Annotated in this window: 16 protein-coding genes; 5 read left to right on the top strand and 11 right to left on the bottom strand. The window is 71.4% G+C overall.

Annotated features, from left to right (window positions below; genetic code table 11):
• Nucleotides 1–3 precede the first annotated feature (3 nt).
• The 3 genes from der to V3T34_RS14525 all read right to left on the bottom strand — a co-directional run bounded on the left by der (nt 4) and on the right by V3T34_RS14525 (nt 2,984).
• Nucleotides 4–1,350, bottom strand: a complete 1,347-nt coding sequence (der, locus tag V3T34_RS14535; RefSeq protein ID WP_060846863.1) for a ribosome biogenesis GTPase Der — start codon at nt 1,348–1,350, stop codon at nt 4–6.
• Nucleotides 1,351–1,454: 104 nt separating this feature from the next.
• Nucleotides 1,455–2,252, bottom strand: coding sequence for a tetratricopeptide repeat protein (locus V3T34_RS14530; RefSeq protein ID WP_305077685.1), 798 nt, complete (start codon nt 2,250–2,252; stop codon nt 1,455–1,457).
• 138 nt (nt 2,253–2,390) lie between these two features.
• Complete coding sequence (locus V3T34_RS14525) at nt 2,391–2,984, bottom strand: NnrU family protein (RefSeq protein WP_305077647.1); 594 nt, start codon at nt 2,982–2,984, stop codon at nt 2,391–2,393.
• 105 nt (nt 2,985–3,089) lie between these two features.
• Here V3T34_RS14525 and V3T34_RS14520 point away from each other — a divergent pair, with 105 nt between their 5' ends.
• The gene (locus V3T34_RS14520) at nt 3,090–4,247 is read left to right on the top strand and encodes a hypothetical protein (protein WP_305077646.1); all 1,158 of its coding nucleotides are present in this window, start codon (nt 3,090–3,092) and stop codon (nt 4,245–4,247) included.
• A gap of 64 nt (nt 4,248–4,311) precedes the next feature.
• On the top strand, nt 4,312–4,905 hold the full coding sequence (locus tag V3T34_RS14515; protein ID WP_305077645.1) for a COG3904 family protein: 594 nt from the start codon (nt 4,312–4,314) through the stop codon (nt 4,903–4,905).
• A gap of 25 nt (nt 4,906–4,930) precedes the next feature.
• Here V3T34_RS14515 and V3T34_RS14510 read toward each other — a convergent pair whose 3' ends face one another.
• On the bottom strand, nt 4,931–5,155 hold the full coding sequence (locus V3T34_RS14510) for a hypothetical protein (protein WP_305077644.1): 225 nt from the start codon (nt 5,153–5,155) through the stop codon (nt 4,931–4,933).
• 154 nt (nt 5,156–5,309) lie between these two features.
• Here V3T34_RS14510 and V3T34_RS14505 point away from each other — a divergent pair, with 154 nt between their 5' ends.
• Nucleotides 5,310–6,236, top strand: a complete 927-nt coding sequence (locus tag V3T34_RS14505; protein ID WP_305077643.1) for an oxidoreductase — start codon at nt 5,310–5,312, stop codon at nt 6,234–6,236.
• 23 nt (nt 6,237–6,259) lie between these two features.
• On the opposite strand, the gene V3T34_RS14500 is transcribed toward V3T34_RS14505, so the two are convergent.
• The gene (locus V3T34_RS14500) at nt 6,260–6,670 is read right to left on the bottom strand and encodes a hypothetical protein (protein WP_060846870.1); all 411 of its coding nucleotides are present in this window, start codon (nt 6,668–6,670) and stop codon (nt 6,260–6,262) included.
• Between the two features lie 306 nt (nt 6,671–6,976).
• Here V3T34_RS14500 and V3T34_RS14495 point away from each other — a divergent pair, with 306 nt between their 5' ends.
• The gene (locus V3T34_RS14495; RefSeq protein WP_060849328.1) at nt 6,977–7,177 is read left to right on the top strand and encodes a hypothetical protein; all 201 of its coding nucleotides are present in this window, start codon (nt 6,977–6,979) and stop codon (nt 7,175–7,177) included.
• 1,390 nt (nt 7,178–8,567) lie between these two features.
• On the opposite strand, the gene V3T34_RS14490 is transcribed toward V3T34_RS14495, so the two are convergent.
• The 6 genes from V3T34_RS14490 to V3T34_RS14465 all read right to left on the bottom strand — a co-directional run bounded on the left by V3T34_RS14490 (nt 8,568) and on the right by V3T34_RS14465 (nt 12,561).
• Complete coding sequence (locus V3T34_RS14490) at nt 8,568–8,726, bottom strand: hypothetical protein (protein ID WP_167543913.1); 159 nt, start codon at nt 8,724–8,726, stop codon at nt 8,568–8,570.
• A 264-nt stretch (nt 8,727–8,990) separates the two neighbouring features.
• Nucleotides 8,991–9,293 carry a hypothetical protein gene (locus V3T34_RS14485; protein ID WP_060846872.1) on the bottom strand — a complete coding sequence of 101 codons (303 nt, stop codon included), beginning with the start codon at nt 9,291–9,293 and terminating at the stop codon, nt 8,991–8,993.
• 150 nt (nt 9,294–9,443) lie between these two features.
• A complete protein-coding gene (locus tag V3T34_RS14480; protein WP_305077642.1) occupies nt 9,444–10,082 on the bottom strand; it encodes an NUDIX domain-containing protein in 639 nt (212 codons plus the stop codon).
• Nucleotides 10,079–10,345: a sulfurtransferase TusA family protein gene (locus V3T34_RS14475; protein ID WP_305077641.1), complete on the bottom strand. Its 267-nt coding sequence runs from the start codon at nt 10,343–10,345 to the stop codon at nt 10,079–10,081. Before V3T34_RS14475 ends, V3T34_RS14480 begins: the two co-directional genes overlap by 4 nt.
• Nucleotides 10,346–10,524: 179 nt before the next feature.
• Nucleotides 10,525–10,959, bottom strand: a complete 435-nt coding sequence (locus V3T34_RS14470) for a hypothetical protein (protein ID WP_060846875.1) — start codon at nt 10,957–10,959, stop codon at nt 10,525–10,527.
• 234 nt (nt 10,960–11,193) lie between these two features.
• The gene (locus V3T34_RS14465; protein WP_305077640.1) at nt 11,194–12,561 is read right to left on the bottom strand and encodes a glutamate--cysteine ligase; all 1,368 of its coding nucleotides are present in this window, start codon (nt 12,559–12,561) and stop codon (nt 11,194–11,196) included.
• Nucleotides 12,562–13,087: 526 nt separating this feature from the next.
• Here V3T34_RS14465 and dnaE point away from each other — a divergent pair.
• Nucleotides 13,088–16,624, top strand: coding sequence for a DNA polymerase III subunit alpha (gene dnaE, locus V3T34_RS14460; RefSeq protein WP_305077639.1), 3,537 nt, complete (start codon nt 13,088–13,090; stop codon nt 16,622–16,624).
• Nucleotides 16,625–16,878: the final 254 nt, after the last annotated feature.

Below are 16,878 nucleotides of genomic sequence, written 5' to 3'. Positions count from 1 at the left end.
CCGCTACTCGCTCTTGTCGAACGGGTTCTTCGACGTCCGGAGCGACAGGCGGATCGGCACGCCCGGCAGCTCGAAGGCCTCGCGCAGGCTGTTGACGAGGTAGCGGGTGTAGGATTTCGGCAGCGCGTCGAGCTGGTTGCCGAACAGGGCGAAGTGCGGCGGGCGCGCCTTCACCTGGGTGGCGTAGCGGATCTTGACCCGCCGGCCGGACACCGCCGGCGGCGGGTTGGCCTGCGTCGCCTCGCTGAGCCACTGATTGATCTTGGCGGTCGAGATGCGCCGGTTCCACACCTCGGCGGTCGAGGTCACGGCGTGCATCAGCCGGTCGATGCCCTCGCCGGCGAGCCCCGAGAGCGGCACCACCGCGGCGCCGCGCACCTGCGGCAGCAGGCGGGTCGCCTTCTCCTTGAGGTCCTTCAGGAGCCCGGGCTGGTCGGCGACGAGGTCCCACTTGTTGAGGCCGATGACGAGGGCGCGGCCCTCCGACTCGACGAGATCGACGATGGTGAGGTCCTGCTTCTCGAACGGGATCGTGGCGTCGAGGAGCACCACGACGACCTCGGCGAAGCGCACGGCGCGCAACCCGTCCGAGACCGCGAGCTTCTCGAGCTTGTCGTCGATCCGGGCGCGGCGGCGCATCCCGGCGGTGTCGTGCAGCTTGATCCGGCGGCCGCGCCACTCCCAGTCGATCGAGATCGAATCGCGGGTAATGCCGGCCTCGGGGCCGACGAGGAGCCGGTCCTCGCCCAGCATCCGGTTGATCAGCGTCGACTTGCCGGCATTCGGCCGGCCGACGATCGCGACCTTAAGGGGCTTGCCCTCGCCGCCCTCCTCGTCGTCCTCGTCGTCGGGCTCCGGCAGCACCGCTTCGAGCGCGTCGAGGAGGTCGCCCATGCCCTCGCCGTGCTCGGCCGAGAGCGGGACGGGATCGCCCAGGCCCAGCGCGAAGGCCTCGTAGGCGCCCGCCATGCCGGCGCCGCCCTCGGCCTTGTTGGCGAGCAGGATCACCGGCTTGTCGGAGCGGCGGACCAGCTCGGCGAAGGGCTGGTCGGCCGGCAACAGGCCCGCGCGGGCATCGATCACGAACAGGACCGCGTCGGCCTCGGCGATGGCGGCCTCGGTCTGGGCGCGCATCCGGCCGGCGAGCGAGTCGGCCTCGGCTTCTTCCAGCCCGGCGGTGTCGAGGATGCGGAAGCGCAGGTGGCCGAGGCGCACCTCGCCCTCGCGCCGGTCGCGGGTCACGCCCGGGCGGTCGTCGACGAGGGCGAGCTTCTTGCCGACGAGGCGGTTGAACAGCGTCGACTTGCCGACGTTGGGACGCCCGACGATCGCGACGATGGGCATCGACATGGAGGTCTTCCTAAAAATAGCAGCGGGCGGGCACGCCGCGAGGCGCGCCGCCCTGTGTCTGAAGTCATGATGCGGGACGGAAACGCCCCGCGCTACGGGGATCTCTAGCGCGTCGCCGGAGCCTCGGGCGCAGGAGCGTCGGAGGTCGCCGGGGCGTCCTCGTGGGTCTCCGGCTCGGGGGCGGGCGTGCCCAGGAAGGTCGGCGGGCGCGGCGCGGCCGGCGCCGGGGCCGCCGCCGCGGTCACCTGCACGGGACCGCCGGCCACCAGGCCGACATAGATCTCGAGGCGCTGGCGCAGGCCGGCAGGGGTCTCGCGGTCGGCGGCGATCTGGTCGAACCAGCGCCCGGCGCCCTCGAAGTCGCCCTTCTTCAGGGCCACGAGGCCGAGCGTCTCGCGGGCGGTGTGGCGGAAGGCGCTCGACGGGGCGGCGAGGCTCTGGAGGCTGTTGAGCGCGCCCGCATCGTCCTTGTCGACGAGGAGGAGCGCTCCGCGCAGGCGGGCGAGGTCGCGCAGGGACTGGCCCACGGCGCTGTCGTCGGCGATGGTCCCGTAGGCCTTGGCGCCGGCCGCCGGATCGGCCTTGCCGGCCTCCGCCGCGGCGCGCAGGCGCGCCAGCAGGCGGTAGCCGAACGGCGCGTCGGCGACCACGCCCGCGAAGGCCTTCTCGGCATCCTCCGGCGTGCCGTCCTTGGCGCGGCGCAGGGCCTCCTCGAAGCGCAGGCTCGCCGCCTCGGATTGCTGGGCTTGCGCGTGCTGCCAGTAGCGCCAGCCGCCGACACCCAGGACCACCAGCACCGCGAGACCGATGAACACGCCGCTGTAGCGCGACCAGATCTGCGCCAGGCGGTCGCGCCGGTACTCGTCGTTGACCTCGCGGATGAACTCGTTCTCGCTCATGATCTCTTTGGCTCGATCTCTTGGCTCGCCGCCACCAGTGAGCCGGTGGGCTCTTCGCCGCGACCGTGCGACAGGGCCGGTCGCGTAGCACAGTCCCGGCGGGAAGTCAGGCCTGGCGAGCGATTGCGCCCGACGCGGGACTCAAGCCTGGCCGGGCCAGACCGCGACGCCGATGAGCCAGGAGTGCAGCACCCGGGCGAAGACGAACCAGGCGGCGACGCCGATGACCACGGCGAGCGCGTCGTTGCGCCAGCCCGCCGGCGCAGCCACGGGGCCGCCATGCGGCCGCACCTCGTCCCGGCGCTTGGCGCTGATGCGGGCCATCACCGCCCAGGCCAGGATCGTCCCGAACAGGACGATCGAGCCGAGATCGCCGTTGGCGAGAAGGTGGGCGGTGGCCCAGATCTTCACGCCGAGCAGCATCGGGTGCTTCGCCTTCGCCTTGATCCGGCCCGGCAGGTAGGCGGCGACGAAGGAGATGAAGGCGAGGAGCACCAGCAGCAGGGCGAGGTGCCGGGTCCAGACCGGCGGCGACCAGACCTCGATATAGCCGTGCGCCCGGTACTGGCCGTAGCCGTAGCCGAGCAGCACGAGACCGGCGAGGGCGGCGACCGAGTAGCCGATCTTGTAGGGCCCCTCCCCCACCCGCCCGATCAGGGCGGCGCGGGGCCCGCGCAGCATCGTGAAGGCGTGGGTGCCGAGGAAGAGCACGAGGCCGGCGAGCAGGAGCAGCATCGGGATGAGAAACCTTGCGGGGACAACGGCTCGATTCGCGGAAAGGCCGCAAGCAAGCCTCAAGCACTCTGGCGCAGGCTCTGCGGCCAAGTCCAGGGACGCCGCATGCTCCTCCGCCTCATCCTCGCGTGTCTCTGCGTCGCGGCCGCGACGGCCGCCGCCCGCGCCGCCGAACCGCCGCTCTCGGCGCTGACCCTGGTCGGCGCGCCCCGCACGGTGTTCAAGGCCGGCCGGGACGCCTGCGACGGGCACGACGTGCCGGACGCCCCCGCGCGCGCCGTCCGCGAGGCCGATGGCGGGATCGCGCTGTTCGGCATGCATTACCGCAACCGGGCCCTGCGCGGGCGCGACTTCGACACCCTGAAGCTCGACTGCACGGTCGTGCTCGATTCCGCCTTCAAGCCGGAGCCCGAGGCCTTCGACGACAGGACCTGGATCACCGCCACCTGGACCGAGGACGGCCGGCGGATCGAGGCTCTGCTGCACGAGGAGTACCACGCCGACGAGCACGGCCGCTGCCGCACCACCGGCGTGCTCGCCTGCTGGTACAACGCCGTGCTGGCCGCCCGCTCGACCGACGGCGGGCGCAGCTTCACCCGCGCGACGCCCCCGACGGTCGTGGCGGCGGCTCCCTTCCGCCAGGAGGTCGAGCAGGGCCGCCACCGCGGCTTCTTCAACCCCTCGAACATCGTCGCCGACGGACGCTACCGCTACTTCTACGCCTCGACCACCGGCTGGACCGGCCAGCCCTTCGGCGTCTGCCTGTTTCGCAGCGACGACGTGAGAGATCCCGCCCGCTGGCGCGCCCATGACGGCAAGGACTTTTCCGCCCGCTTTCCCAACCCCTATCTCAAGGGCGCCAAACCCACCGGCACCTGCGCCCCGGTGGCGCCGTTCCCGGCCCCGGTCGGCTCGGTCAGCCGCCACCGCGGCACCGGCGCCTGGATCGCGGTGTTCCAGGCTGCGTCCGGCGGCGTGTTTCCGCGCTCGGGGATCTACTGGAGCACCTCGCGCGACCTGCTGGCCTGGGACGCGCCGCGCCTGCTGATCGCCGGCTCCACCCTCTACGACGATCCCTGCGGAGCCGGCGGCGAGCTCGTCAGCTATCCCTCCCTCATCGATCCCGCCGCGCCCGGCCGCAACTTCGACACGGTGGGGGACAGCGCCACGCTCTTCTATGTCACGCTCAGGACCAGGGGCTGCGAGATCACCTCCGAGCGCGACCTCGTGCGGCGGCAGGTCTCGATCAAGGTCTGGCCGTGAGACCGCTGGTCTTCGCCCTCTCCCTACGTCAGGATATCTGGACGGACATGCAGGAGGAACGGCGATGCGGTGGTGGGCTCTGGCGGTCGCGGCGCCCCTCTCGCTCGCGGGGGCCGATCCCACGCCCGCGATGAGCCTGTCGGAGAGCGGCGACCGGGTGACGCTCGTCGGCTCCATCGTGCCGGGCGACGGCGAGGCCTTCGCCCGTTTCCTCGCCGGACCGCACGCCCGGCCGCTGCGGGTCGTCTATCTCGACAGCGGCGGCGGCAAGGTGCTGGAGGGCATCGCCATCGGCCGGGCGATCCGCCGGGCTGGCCTCGTCACGGCGGTCGACGCGCAGGCCGCGCGGTGCGACAGCGCCTGCACGCTGATCTTCGCCGGCGGCGTGCGGCGCCACTATATCCACGGCGAGGACGTCTACGAGGGAATGTCGGGCCGCTCCGGCCTCGGCTTCCACACCGCGCATCGCCCTGGCAGCCGGACCGAAGCCACCACGCTCAACGCGCACGGCACCGAGAACATGCGGCGGTTCTACGCCGAGATGGGCCAGCCCGGCGCCGCGACGCTGGTCGACAAGGCGGCGTTCAACACCCTGTATCGCCCCTCCGGCAGTACCGCGCTCGGCCTCGGCATCGCCACGAGCCTCCAGGCGCCGTGAGCGGCGCCGGACGGACAGCATGCCCTCACGCGGCCGGCGGCTCCGGCAGGTAGCCGGCATCGCGCAACGCCGCCTCGACGGCGTCGCACAGGGCGCCCTCGGGATCGTCGTTGACGGCGGGCGGGGGCGTGAGCGGCACCATCGGGGCGAAACGGGCCGCGTCCTCCGGCGGGGCCGCCAGGACGGCGTCCTGCGGGATATCCCCGCCGGGAGACGGTGCGCGCAGGGTCGAGAAGAGCCGGCCGATCATGCGGGTCGTTTCTCGCGTCCTCGGGATCCTTCTGGCGTGCAAGGAACGTGCGAGCGCGCCGTTTCGATCCGTGCGGCCGGTGCGTCGCCCCTTTTCGCCGCCCGCCGCACCCCCATCTCGTCAACTCCTCGTCCCGTCACGGGAGCCCCCGCGGATGCCCTGGACCACCGCCCTGATCCCGCCCCAGGCCGGGCGCCGCGCGCTCGTCACCGGGGCGACGAGCGGCATCGGCTACGAGGCGGCCCTCGCGCTCGCCGGCGCCGGCGCGGAGGTCGTGATCGCGGCCCGGGACGCCGGCCGGGCGGAGGCGTCCGCGCGGGCGATCCGGCGCGCCCATCCCGGGGCGCAGGTCGGCTGGCGCCTCCTCGATACCGGGCGCCTCGCCTCGGTGCGGGCCTTCGCGGACGGGTGGCGCGCCGAGGGCGGGCCGATCGACCTCCTGCTCCTGAACGCCGGCATTGCCGCGGTGCCGCGGCGCGAGGAGACCGAGGACGGGTTCGAGCGGCAATTCGCCACCAACTATCTCGGCCACTTCGCCCTGACCGGGCTGCTGCTGCCGCACATGCGGAGCGGGGCCGGGGCGCCGGCCCGGGTGGTCGCGGTGGCGAGCATCGCCCATCGGTCGGGCGTGGTCGCCTTCGACGACCTGCAGCGCCGCCGCCGCTACGGGCCGCAGGCGACCTACCGGCAGACGAAGCTCGCGATGCTGATGTTCGCCCTCGAGCTCGACCGGCGCCTGCGCGCCGCCGGCTCGTCCGCCCGGTCGCTCGCGGCCCATCCGGGCCTCGCCGCCACGGAGATCGCCCGGCGCGGCGATCGGGCCGGGCCGCTGGCGGCGCGCATCGGCAAGGGCCTCCTGGGGCTCCTCGGCCAGTCCGCGGCGCGCGGCGCCCTGCCACTCCTCTACGCCGCCACCGCGCCGGAGGCCGAGGGCGGCGGCTATTACGGCCCGGACGGCCCCTGGGAGATCCGCGGCGATCCGGGACCGGCCAGGATCGCGCCCCATGCCCGCGACCCCGAGGCGGGCGCGCGGCTCTGGGCCGTGTCGGAAGCGCTGACGGGCGTCGCCGTCCGGCCCTGAGATCCGGCGATCCGGGATCGCCCCTACTCGTCGTCCCCGTCGACCGCCGGGGCCGGGACGGTGTGCCCGATCGTGCGGAGCGCCGGGGCGGAGGCCACCCGGGAGCGGGCGGGCATCATGCCGGCCGCGAAGGCGACGAAGCCGGCGGCGTCGCGCAGGTCGGCCGACTGGCGCGGATCCCGGGCGATCAGGGCGGCCTCCCGCTGCAGGCGGGCGTTGCAGGCCGGCGAGGGCAGGCCGCCGCTGGGCGTGCAGGCGTCGTGCCGGGCGCAGGCCGCATCGAGGGCGTCGACGGGCGGCAACGGCGCATTGTTGCCCGGGCCGCAGTAATTGCCGTGGATGAGGAGGGCTGGCGGCCGGTCCTGGGCGAGGGCGGAGCCCAGGGCGGCGGTGGACAGGCCGCAGGCGAGGATGAGCGGGGTGGCGAGGCGCATCGTCGAGGAGTCCCTTCGCATAGCGAGACGATCCTTGGGATCCGGCAATCCCTCGGAGCGAGCCGTCCAGGGTGGATCGGCCCAGGATGGATCGGCTTCAGCCGACATGTGGCGGCAAACGGGGGACCCACGGCGCCGGTTCCGGGGTTGCGTCGGACGGTCTCGCTTCCCGGGGCGGTTGCTCGCCGGATCGGGGGCGCATGACGACCTGATCCGTGCCGGATCCACGAGAAAGAGCACCCGGCAAGACTTGCCGGGCCGGGCCGGATGCCAAATGTAGGACGGATGATCGCATCCGATTCCGACATGCCCGGGTCGCGCGAGCCGTCCGGCGGCAGCCCGACCCTCGACGCGGCGAGCCGGGAGCGGCTCGGCCGCTACCTCCAGGCCCTCTACGAGCCCGTGCTCGACGAAGGACTCGATCCGCGCCTCGCCGAGCTGATGCGCCAGCTCGACCGCGACCGGGCCGAGCCGAACGAAGGATCGCCCGGCGGGCCGGATCATTGAGGCCGGCCGGCCCCGAATGCGCCCGTCGGGTCGCAGGCATGGGCATGCGCGCATCGGCCGCTGAGCGGGCCGCCGGGCGTGAATCGGCAGGGGGTCCGTCCAGCAGATCCGGTTCCGAGCGGCGCTGATCGGCCTGCTCGGCGTCGGCCTGGCGGTAGTCGCGGCGCTCGTCGGCCCGCTCCCACCGGAGGCGTACACGGCCGGCTGGGACGGGACGCGGTCGGGACGACCCTGCAGGTCACGGCGTCCGGCATGCTGGCGGTGACCACCCCCTCGCTCACGGCGATGGCGAGCGCCTGCGGCTCGACGACGTTGCCCGCGGGCGACGCGCGACGCGGCTCCCGATCCGCGACTCGACCTCGCAGAACGCACTCCCGACCTTCCCGGGGGCCGTCGTGTTCTCGGTGATCGGCATCATCGGGCTGCAATCGCGAGTCTCCGGTACCGTCCGGGTCGCCGCCGTGGTGGTGGCGACGCTCCGGCACTGGATCGGCCAGATCGCGGGCTTTGGGCCGCATGGGCGACATCCATCGGGTCGAGGAGGACGCCGCCGGGCGATACGGGCCTTCGCGGCCGACCCGCCGTCCCGGTGCCGGCCGGGGCAACCTCGGTCTTCGCGGATGAGACCGGCAACGTCAGCCATCGAGCAGCACCGGCGTTTGACCGGCCTCCGCGCCTCGGCCTGATCGCGTTGTCGGAAATCGCCAGCCGGGCGCGCTCATCGCGACCCCGGCACGGCGACCGACGCGCCGAACGCCCTCCTGCCCGTTCTACGGCGCGATCACCGGTTGGAAGGGGCCGGGCGCGGAGTGAGCGTCGTCCCGGGGATCCGTCGGCACGATTCGTCGATCATTGCGCTCCGCTTCCGGCGATGGGAAAGCCATGCCGGGCGGCCGGGCGGGCGATCCCGAAAGCGGGCGTCAGCATCGATCGGGACATCCTGCGATCGGCGGGGTCGCGGTAGACCGGCCGGTCGATCGCTGCGGACCCCGAATCCGCAGCGCAGATCCGGACCGCGCTTACCCGGCTCCAACGACCGTCACGACGAGAACGTCACGACCGGAATTCCGCCCGGGAAAAGGCCGCCGAACGGGCTCCGCGAGACCGCCGGCCTCGCGGGTCGGCCGGTCCTCGCGGCGGATGCCGCATGCGGAGGGACGATCGCGTGCGCGCACTGCCAGCCGCACGTGGCGCGGGTGGCATATCTTGCCGGCAGGGCGGATCGATTGGACGACCCGCCGCCCGCGTCTTCACTGGCGCCAGCGAGGACCCATGTGAGGGTGGGTCGGGCGCGGGATGCGGGTGACGTTGGGGCAGAGCCGGACGAATGGCCGGCTTTGCCCGTCTCGAAGGCACGAACGGATGGGCCCGCCGCGCCGGAGGCGCGAGATCAGTGGATCGACTGATCGGACTTGCGCTCGCTTTGGGCGAGCGAGGCCTCGTAGCTCTCGGCCTGGGCACGGGTCAGACCGCTCATCAGCACGAGCGTGCCGCGATAGACCGTGTAGGTGCCGTCCTGCGTGGGCTTGACGCGAATGACGTGGGACATGCGCTGGCTCCCTTGCGCGAATCACAACTGATTTTCTTGGATTTGAACGTGACGTTAACAACTCGGGGGATGCGCGCAAGGGGGGTGAGCACGAAACCGCCCGGATCTCGACACGATCGGACCAAAGTACAGCCGCGCAAGAAAGGCCGCGGAGCCTCCTCGGCAAGGAAGACGTGAAGTTGATCACTTATGATGCAATGTTGCCGGCTTAAGAGGCAGCCATCGACATCATGCGGAAACAATCGGAGAGCGCGTCCCCACCGTTCAGGACGGGGAGCGGACGCTCGAAACGTGCACCGTCGGCGCGGTCTGGGCCGAGGGTGCCAGGGTCGGCGCGCGGCCCGGCAGGGTCCACCACCCGACCGCCGAATGCACGGCGAGCGTGAGGCAGAGCAGGACCAGCATCGAGAGCGCGTGCCGGGTCATGCTCGGCTCGGCAGGGGCCGGCGCGGCCTCCGTCGTCCTCGCCGGCGCACTGTCCAGCGGTTCGGGCGCAAGCGGCAGCAGCGAGTCGTAGAACCCGGCCGGCTGGCCGGTCGCGCGGTGGAAGGGTCCAATGTTGAACATCGGCGTCTCCTGTCGAGGCCCCTGCGACGGAGGCTATCGGAACCGCCTAAAGTTAACACCTGGTGAACGACGCGCTACCCCTGATCACGAACCCGTGAACGAGCAGGCTTGTACACCGGCCGTTCAGGAAGCCGGCGTTGCGGCTTTTCCTTAGTCCTGTTCTCGCCCCGTCGCGACGGACGGGTCGGCGAACAGGTCGGGATGCCGCAGCCGCAGGGTCTGGAGGAGGCACAGCGTCTTCATGTCGGCGATGGCGCCGGCATCGGCCTCGGCGGCGAGCGTCGCCAGGGCAACCTCCACCACCTCGATGCTCTCGTGCTCCTCCGCCAGCCCGCCGCCGGCGCCTTCCCGGTCGACGGCGCGGTAGGGGGCGAGGAACAGGTCCATCCGCTCGGTCGACAGGCCCGGCAGCGACCAGACCCGACCGGCGGGCTCGAGGATCGACAGCCTGAGGCCGACCTCCTCGAAGGCCTCGCGGCGCGCGCAGGCCTCCGGGTCGTCCTCCTCGCGCAGGCCCGCCGGCGCCTCGAGGAGCGAGGCGGTGCCGTCGACGAAGCAGGGCGGCGTGCGGAACTGCCGCACCAGCAGGGCGACCCGGCGCTCGCGATCGTAGGGCAGCACCGCGACCGCGGGCCCGTGATCCTCGACCTCGCGGCCGATCCGGCTGCCGTCCGGCATCCGCACCTCCGCCACGAGGTAGCGCGCCCAGCCCTCGTAGACCGTGCGCGTGCCGACGATGCGCGGCGCGTCGTCCTGGCTGTCCCGGCTGTCCCGGCTGTCCCGGCTCACGCGGCATCCTCCCCGGTCTCGCCGGGCGGCATCTCGCCGATCCGGCGGTGGATCTCGAAGATCAGGACCCCGTCGTCCCGCAGCATCCGATCGAGGTGGTCGCCGCGCTCGCGCAGCAGATTGGGAATGTCGATGGCCGCCATCGGGTCGGTGCAGCGTACCGACAGCCCCTCGCCCGGCGCGAGGTCGCGCAGGGCCTTGGCCGTCCGCAGGACAGGCAAGGGGCATTTGAGCCCGCGCAGATCGAGGTCGTGTCGTCGCATGGTCGCCCGAGTTGCCGCACCGCGCCGCGACGGCCCTGTGCCGCCCCTTGCGACGGTTTCGTGTCGCGTGACGATGGTTGGAGCACATCCGGCCCGCACGAGAAAGCCCGGCGCGGGGGCGTCCCGCGCCGGGCTTTCCTTCTCAACCCAGCCGGCTCGGCCTGGCTGGGTTGCGCCGATCAGTAGCCGTAGCCGTAGTAGCCGCCGTAGGACGGGTAGCTGTAGCCGTAGGACGGGTAGCCGTAGCCGTAGCCATAGCCGCCGACCGGGGCGTAGCCGCCGCCGTACCCGCCGTAGCCGTAGGCCGGGTAGCCATAGCCGTAGGACGAGGCCGAGCCGGCCGCGATGGCGCCGCCGATGATCCCGAGCGCCGCGCCGGCCGCCAGCGCGCCGCCGGCGCCGATGCCGCGACGGTAGCCGTAGCCGCGATAGCCACGGTAGCCGCCACCGTAGTATCCGCCGCCGCGCCAGCGCACCTGGTCGACGGTCGCGCCCGAGCCGGCGACGGCGGCCGAGGTGGCGGCCGGCAACGGGGCGGCCTGCGCCCCGACGGTGCCGGCGGTGAGGGCGGCGGCGGCGCCGGCCGCGAGGGCGAGGGTGGTGATGCGCGACATGTCTGCGTCTCTCCAAGCGTCTGAGGAACGTGCCTCGTAGGCCTCAAGAACGGGCAAGGGGCCGGGTCTGTTCCAGGATCGGGAGAGAAGAATTGACCGTCCGTCAGGCGGCCCCGGTCGCGCTTACGGTTAGCCGGTGCCAGGGGATCGACTGGGGCGACGGTACGGAACCGGCGATTTAAGCTTGAGCATAAGCCCGGCGCGCGTCCCGCGCCGGGCCGGTAGACCGGGCGGTCAGAAGGCGCAGGCGCCGAAGACCGGATCGACCGAGCCGTTCCAGGGCCCGTGATAGACCGCCAGCAGATCCTCGGCCCGGGTCCGCGTCGCCGCGATGGCCTGGAGGGGGGCGAGATGGAGCGTCTCGTCGCGGCCTTGCGCGTCGCGGCGCGCCCGCGCCTTGAGGCCGGCTTCGGCGAGCGCCAGCGCGTCGCGGGCCAGCTCGCGCAGGGTGCGCTTGCCGGCCGGCGCGTCGAGGCCGAGGCGCGGCGCCTCGGCGCGCATCGTCTCGCGCTCCTCGGCCGAGAGCTCGCGCACCAGCTGCCAGGCGCCGTCGAGCGCGCCCTGGTCGTAGTAGAGCCCGGTCCAGAACGCGGCCTGCGCGGCGATCATCGCGGCATCGCCGACATCGGCGCCGCGCATCTCCAGGAAGCGCTTGAGGCGCACCTCCGGGAAGGCGGTCGAGGCGTGGTTGGCCCAGTCCGACACCGTGGCGCGCTCGCCCGGCAGGGCGGAAAGCCGCCCTGCCATCAGGTCGCGGAACGAGGCGCCGCTGACGTCGTGGTAGGTCTCGCCGCGCTTGACGAAGTACATCGGCATGTCAAGGAGCCAGTCCGCGTAGGCCTCGTAGCCGAAGCCGTCGTCGAACGCGAAGGGCAGCATGCCGGTGCGGTCGCGGTCGGTGTCGCGCCAGATCTCGGAGCGGCGCGACAGGAAGCCGTTCGGCTTGCCGTCGGTGAAGGGCGAGTTGGCGAAGAGCGCGGTCGCCACCGGCTGCAGCGCCAGCCCGACCCGCATCTTCGTCACCATGTCGGCCTCGGACGCGAAGTCGAGGTTCACCTGCACGGTGGCGGTGCGCAGCATCATGTCGAGGCCGAGCGAGCCGACCTTGGGCATGTAGCCCTTCATGATGCGGTAGCGGCTCTTCGGCATCACGGGCGTTTCCTCCCGCGTCCATTTCGGGCTCATGCCGAGGGTGAGGAAGCCGATGCCGAGGGGATCGGCGGCCCGGCCCACGGCGTCGAGGTGCTGGCTCAGCTCGTGCGCGGTGGCATGCACGTCCGGCAGCGGCGCCCCCGAGAGCTCGAACTGGCCGCCGGGCTCGAGCGAGATCGCGCCGCCGCCCTCGACCGCGGACAGCCCGATCACCCGTCCCGCATCCTCGATCGTCTCCCAGCCGGTGAGCCCCCGCAGGCCCTCCAGCAGGGCCTCGATCCCGTTCTCGCCCTCGTAGGGCACCGGCGCGTGGTCGGCGCGGTAGAACGGGACCTTCTCGTGCTCGGTCCCGATGGCGAAGGCGTCGTGCGGTTTCTCGCCCGCCGAAAACCACTCGATCAGCTCGGACCGCGCACTGAGCGGGGTCGCGTCGGACACGTCGCGCGCCATGCGCCACCTCGTGCTTGAAGAACGAAAAACCGATGATGCCGGCGGGCGCGCGGCCCACCGCCAAGGTTGCGCCTAAATAGGCCGCGGACGACCGACCCGCAACGCGACCGACCGCATACCCCCGGAGACCCATCCCCGCGACACATGCGTCCGGGGTGGCGGTGCCCCGTCAACGCTCCGTTCACCACCGCGACCGGATTCGGCCCCGGCCCCCTTTGACATGGAACAAAACAAGAACAAACATACGGGCGTCGAAAGGGGACAGACCATGAACATACGCAAGATCCTCCTCGCTGTCACGGAGGTCGCTTCGATGGGCCTGCTCACCGGCGCGGTGGTGCTGTGGGCGGTGGCGCTCTCGCCGATGCACTGAGCCGACCCGGCTTTGCGCGCCGTGGCCCACGGGCCACGGCCCGGGTCGTTCGGCCCGAATCCGGTGGATTTCGCGCCGGTGGTGCGCCGGCAGCCGTGACTCTTAAGGCCTCGGGGGGAATCCTGCCGCGCTCATGTCAGCGCGAGAGTCGCCTTGCAGATCCTGAAGCCCGTCGGCTACGTCCACCTGCACGTCCACTCCTCGTATTCCCTGCTCGAGGGCGCGCTCAAGATCGGCGACCTCGTGAAGGCCGCGGGCGCCGACCGGCAGCCCGCCCTGGCGCTCACCGACACCAACAACCTGTTCGGCGCGCTCGAATTCTCCGAGAAGGCGGCCGGGTCCGGCATCCAGCCGATCGCCGGGATGCAGCTCAGCGTCGCCTTCGAGGCGCCGGAGGCGAACGCCAAGCTCAACGCCTCTCACCCGCACATCGTGCTGCTGGCCAAGGACGAGACCGGCTACGGCCACCTGCTGCGGCTCGCCAGCCGCGCCTATTTCGACAACCACCTCGGCGAGGTGCCGCGGGTCTCGGCCCAGGCGCTCAAGGACTGCGCCGGCGGCCTGATCGCGCTCACCGGCGGCATGGGCGGCCCGGTCGATGCGGCGTTGCGCGCCAACCGCCCCGAACTGGCGCTCGCTCGCCTCGAATCCCTCAAAAGCGCCTTCGGCGAGGACCGTCTCTACGTCGAGCTGCAGCGCCACGGCCTCTCCGACGAGCGCGCCGTCGAGGGCGAGCTGATTCGGCTCGCCGACCGGCACGGCCTCTCGCTGGTGGCGACGAACGAGCCCTACTTCGCCAAGCCCGAGGATTACGAGGCGCACGACGCGCTGCTGGCCGTCGCCGAGGGGCGGCTCGTCTCCGACGACAAGCGCCGGCGCCTGACCCCGCGCCACGCCTTCAAGACCCGCGCCGAGATGGCCGAGCTGTTTCGCGACCTGCCCGACGCGCTCCAGGCCACCGTCGAGATCGCGATGCGCTGCGCCTACCGGGCGCGGACCCGCAAGCCCATCCTGCCGAGCTTCGGCGCGCCGAGCCTGACGACGCCCGCGCAAGGCACGCCGGAGGGCGCCGCCCTCCAGGCGCAGGTGGCCGCCGCCACGACCGCGGTCGCGAAGGACATCGCCCCCGACGAGGCCGCCGAATTGCGCCGCCAGGCCGAGGAGGGCCTGACCGAGCGCCTGCGCCAGCACGGCCCGGCCGAGGGCCTGACGGAGAAGGATTACCGCGACCGGCTCGAATACGAGATCCGCGTCATCACCAACATGAAGTTCCCGGGCTACTTCCTGATCGTCTCGGACTTCATCAAGTGGGCCAAGGAGCACGACATCCCGGTCGGGCCGGGCCGCGGCTCGGGCGCCGGCTCGCTGGTGGCGTGGTCGCTCCTCATCACCGATCTCGACCCGATCCGCTTCGGCCTGCTGTTCGAGCGCTTCCTCAACCCCGAGCGCGTCTCGATGCCGGATTTCGACATCGATTTCTGCGTCGAGGGCCGCGAGCGGGTGATCCGCTACGTCCAGGAGCGCTACGGCGAGGAGCAGGTCGGCCAGATCATCACCTTCGGCACCCTGCTCGCCCGCGGCGTCTTGCGCGACGTCGGCCGGGTCTTGGAGATGCCCTACGGCCAGGTCGACAAGCTGACGAAGCTGGTGCCTCAGAACCCGGCCAATCCCGTGACGCTGGCGCAGGCCATCGAGGGCGAGCCGAAGCTCCAGAGCGCGATCGAGGAGGAGCCGGTCGTCGCGCGGCTCATGAGCATCGCCAAGAAGCTCGAGGGCCTGCACCGCCACGCCTCGACCCACGCCGCCGGCGTGGTGATCGGCGACCGGCCGCTGGAAGAGCTTGTGCCGCTCTACCGCGATCCGAAGACCGGGATGCGGGTGACCCAGTTCAACATGAAGTGGGTCGAGCAGGCGGGCCTCGTCAAGTTCGACTTCCTCGGCCTCAAGACCCTGACGGTGCTCCGCGCCGCGACCGACCTCCTGAAGCTGCGCGGGATCGAGGTCGATCTTCCGTCGCTGCCGATCGACGACGCATACACCTACGAGCGCCTGCGCAAGGGCGAGACGGTCGGGGTGTTCCAGGTGGAATCGGCCGGCATGCGCAAGGCGCTGGTCGAGATGAGCGCCGACCGGTTCGAGGACATCATCGCGCTGGTGGCGCTCTACCGCCCGGGCCCGATGGCCAACATCCCGGTCTATTGCGAGCGCAAGCTCGGCCGCGACGCCGGCAACGAGAAGAACTGGTACCCGCACGAGAAGCTGGAGCCGATCCTCGCCGAGACCTTCGGCATCATCGTCTACCAGGAACAGGTGATGGAGGTGGCCAAGGTCCTGGCCGGCTACTCGCTCGGCGACGCCGACCTCCTGCGCCGCGCCATGGGCAAGAAGATCAAGGCGGAGATGGACGCCCAGCGCGACCGCTTCGTGAAGGGCGCGGTCGAGCGCGGCCTCGACAAGGCCAAGGCCAACGAGATCTTCGACCTTCTGGCCAAGTTCGCCGATTACGGCTTCAACAAGTCGCACGCCGCGGCTTACGCGCTGATCACCTACCAGACCGCCTATCTCAAGGCGAACTTTCCGGTCGAGTTCATGGCCGCCTCGATGTCGCTCGACATCGACAACACCGACAAGCTCGCCGAACTGCGCCAGGACGCGCAGCGCCTCGGCATCAAGGTCGAGCCGCCGAACGTGAACCGCTCCGGCGTCGTCTTCGAGGTGCATGACGGCGCGATCCGCTACGCGCTCGCCGCCATCAAGGGCGTCGGCCGCGCCGCCGTCGAGGCGATCGTCCAGGCCCGCGGCGACACACCCTTCCGCGATCTCGGCGACTTCGCCCGGCGCCTCAACCCCAAGCAGGTCAACAAGCGCACGCTGGAAAACCTCGTCGCCGCCGGCGCCCTCGACGCGATCGAGCCCGACCGGGCCAAGGCCTTCGCCGCCGTCGAGCCGATGATGCGTCTCGCCCAAGGCGCGGCCGAGGCCGAGACCGTCGGCATGATGGACATGTTCGGCGGTGTGATCGCCGCCGAGGTGGCTTTGCGCATCCCGGCTTACGAGAACTGGCCGATGGCCGACCGGCTCAAGCGCGAATACGACGCGGTCGGCTTCTTCCTCTCCGGTCACCCGCTCGACGAGTACGGCGACCTCCTGCAAAAGCTCCGGGTGCAGACCTGGGCCGAGTTCTGCCGCTCGGTCCGCGCCGGCACCTCGACGGTCGGCCGCGTCGCGGCGAGCGTGCTCGACCGCGCCGAGCGCCGCACCAAGACCGGCAACAAGCTCGGCATCGTCACGCTCTCCGACCAGACCGGCCATTTCGAGGCGATCATCTTTTCCGAAGGCCTCTCGCATTACCGCGACATGCTGGAACCCGGCGCCGCCCTGGTGCTCCAGCTCCAGGCCAGCACCGAGGGCGAGGACGTCCGCGCCCGCATCCAGACCTGCGAACCCCTCGACCAGGCCGCCGCCCGCCACCAGAAGGGCATGCGGATCTACCTGCGCGACGAGCGCCCGATCTCCAGCGTGCAGCAGCGGTTGCAGGTGAAAGGGGAGGGGGAGGTGTCGCTGATCCTGATCCTCGATGGCGGAGAGCGGGAGGTGGAGGTGAAGCTGGGGGGGAAGTATCAGGCGACGCCGCAGATTGCGGGGGCGCTCAGGGCGGTGCCGGGGGTGGTGCAGGTGGAGGTAAGTTGAGGAATGGGTACAGCCTTAATCAACGCAATATAGAATGCATTTAGCAGCGTTGCTGTGCTGAAATATTTGCCATTACATGGAATTTACTGCTTTCGACGTGTAGTAAGTGATTTATTTTTATTGCTTACATTCTTGAAGGTGCGGAATGGGTGTTCGAGGTAGCGGTCGGTAAAAGGCTGACGTATCAAGTGCCAGTTCGCCGTGACACGAGCGAGCAGCTATCGAACTGGGGTGTCGAGCATAGCTCGACACCC

Origin of the sequence: Methylobacterium ajmalii, from assembly GCF_036448855.1 — a bacterium.
Taxonomy (GTDB): Bacteria; Pseudomonadota; Alphaproteobacteria; order Rhizobiales; family Beijerinckiaceae; genus Methylobacterium; species Methylobacterium ajmalii.
Note: the sequence above shows the minus strand (reverse complement) of the source record. Positions and strands in the feature narration are given on the sequence as shown.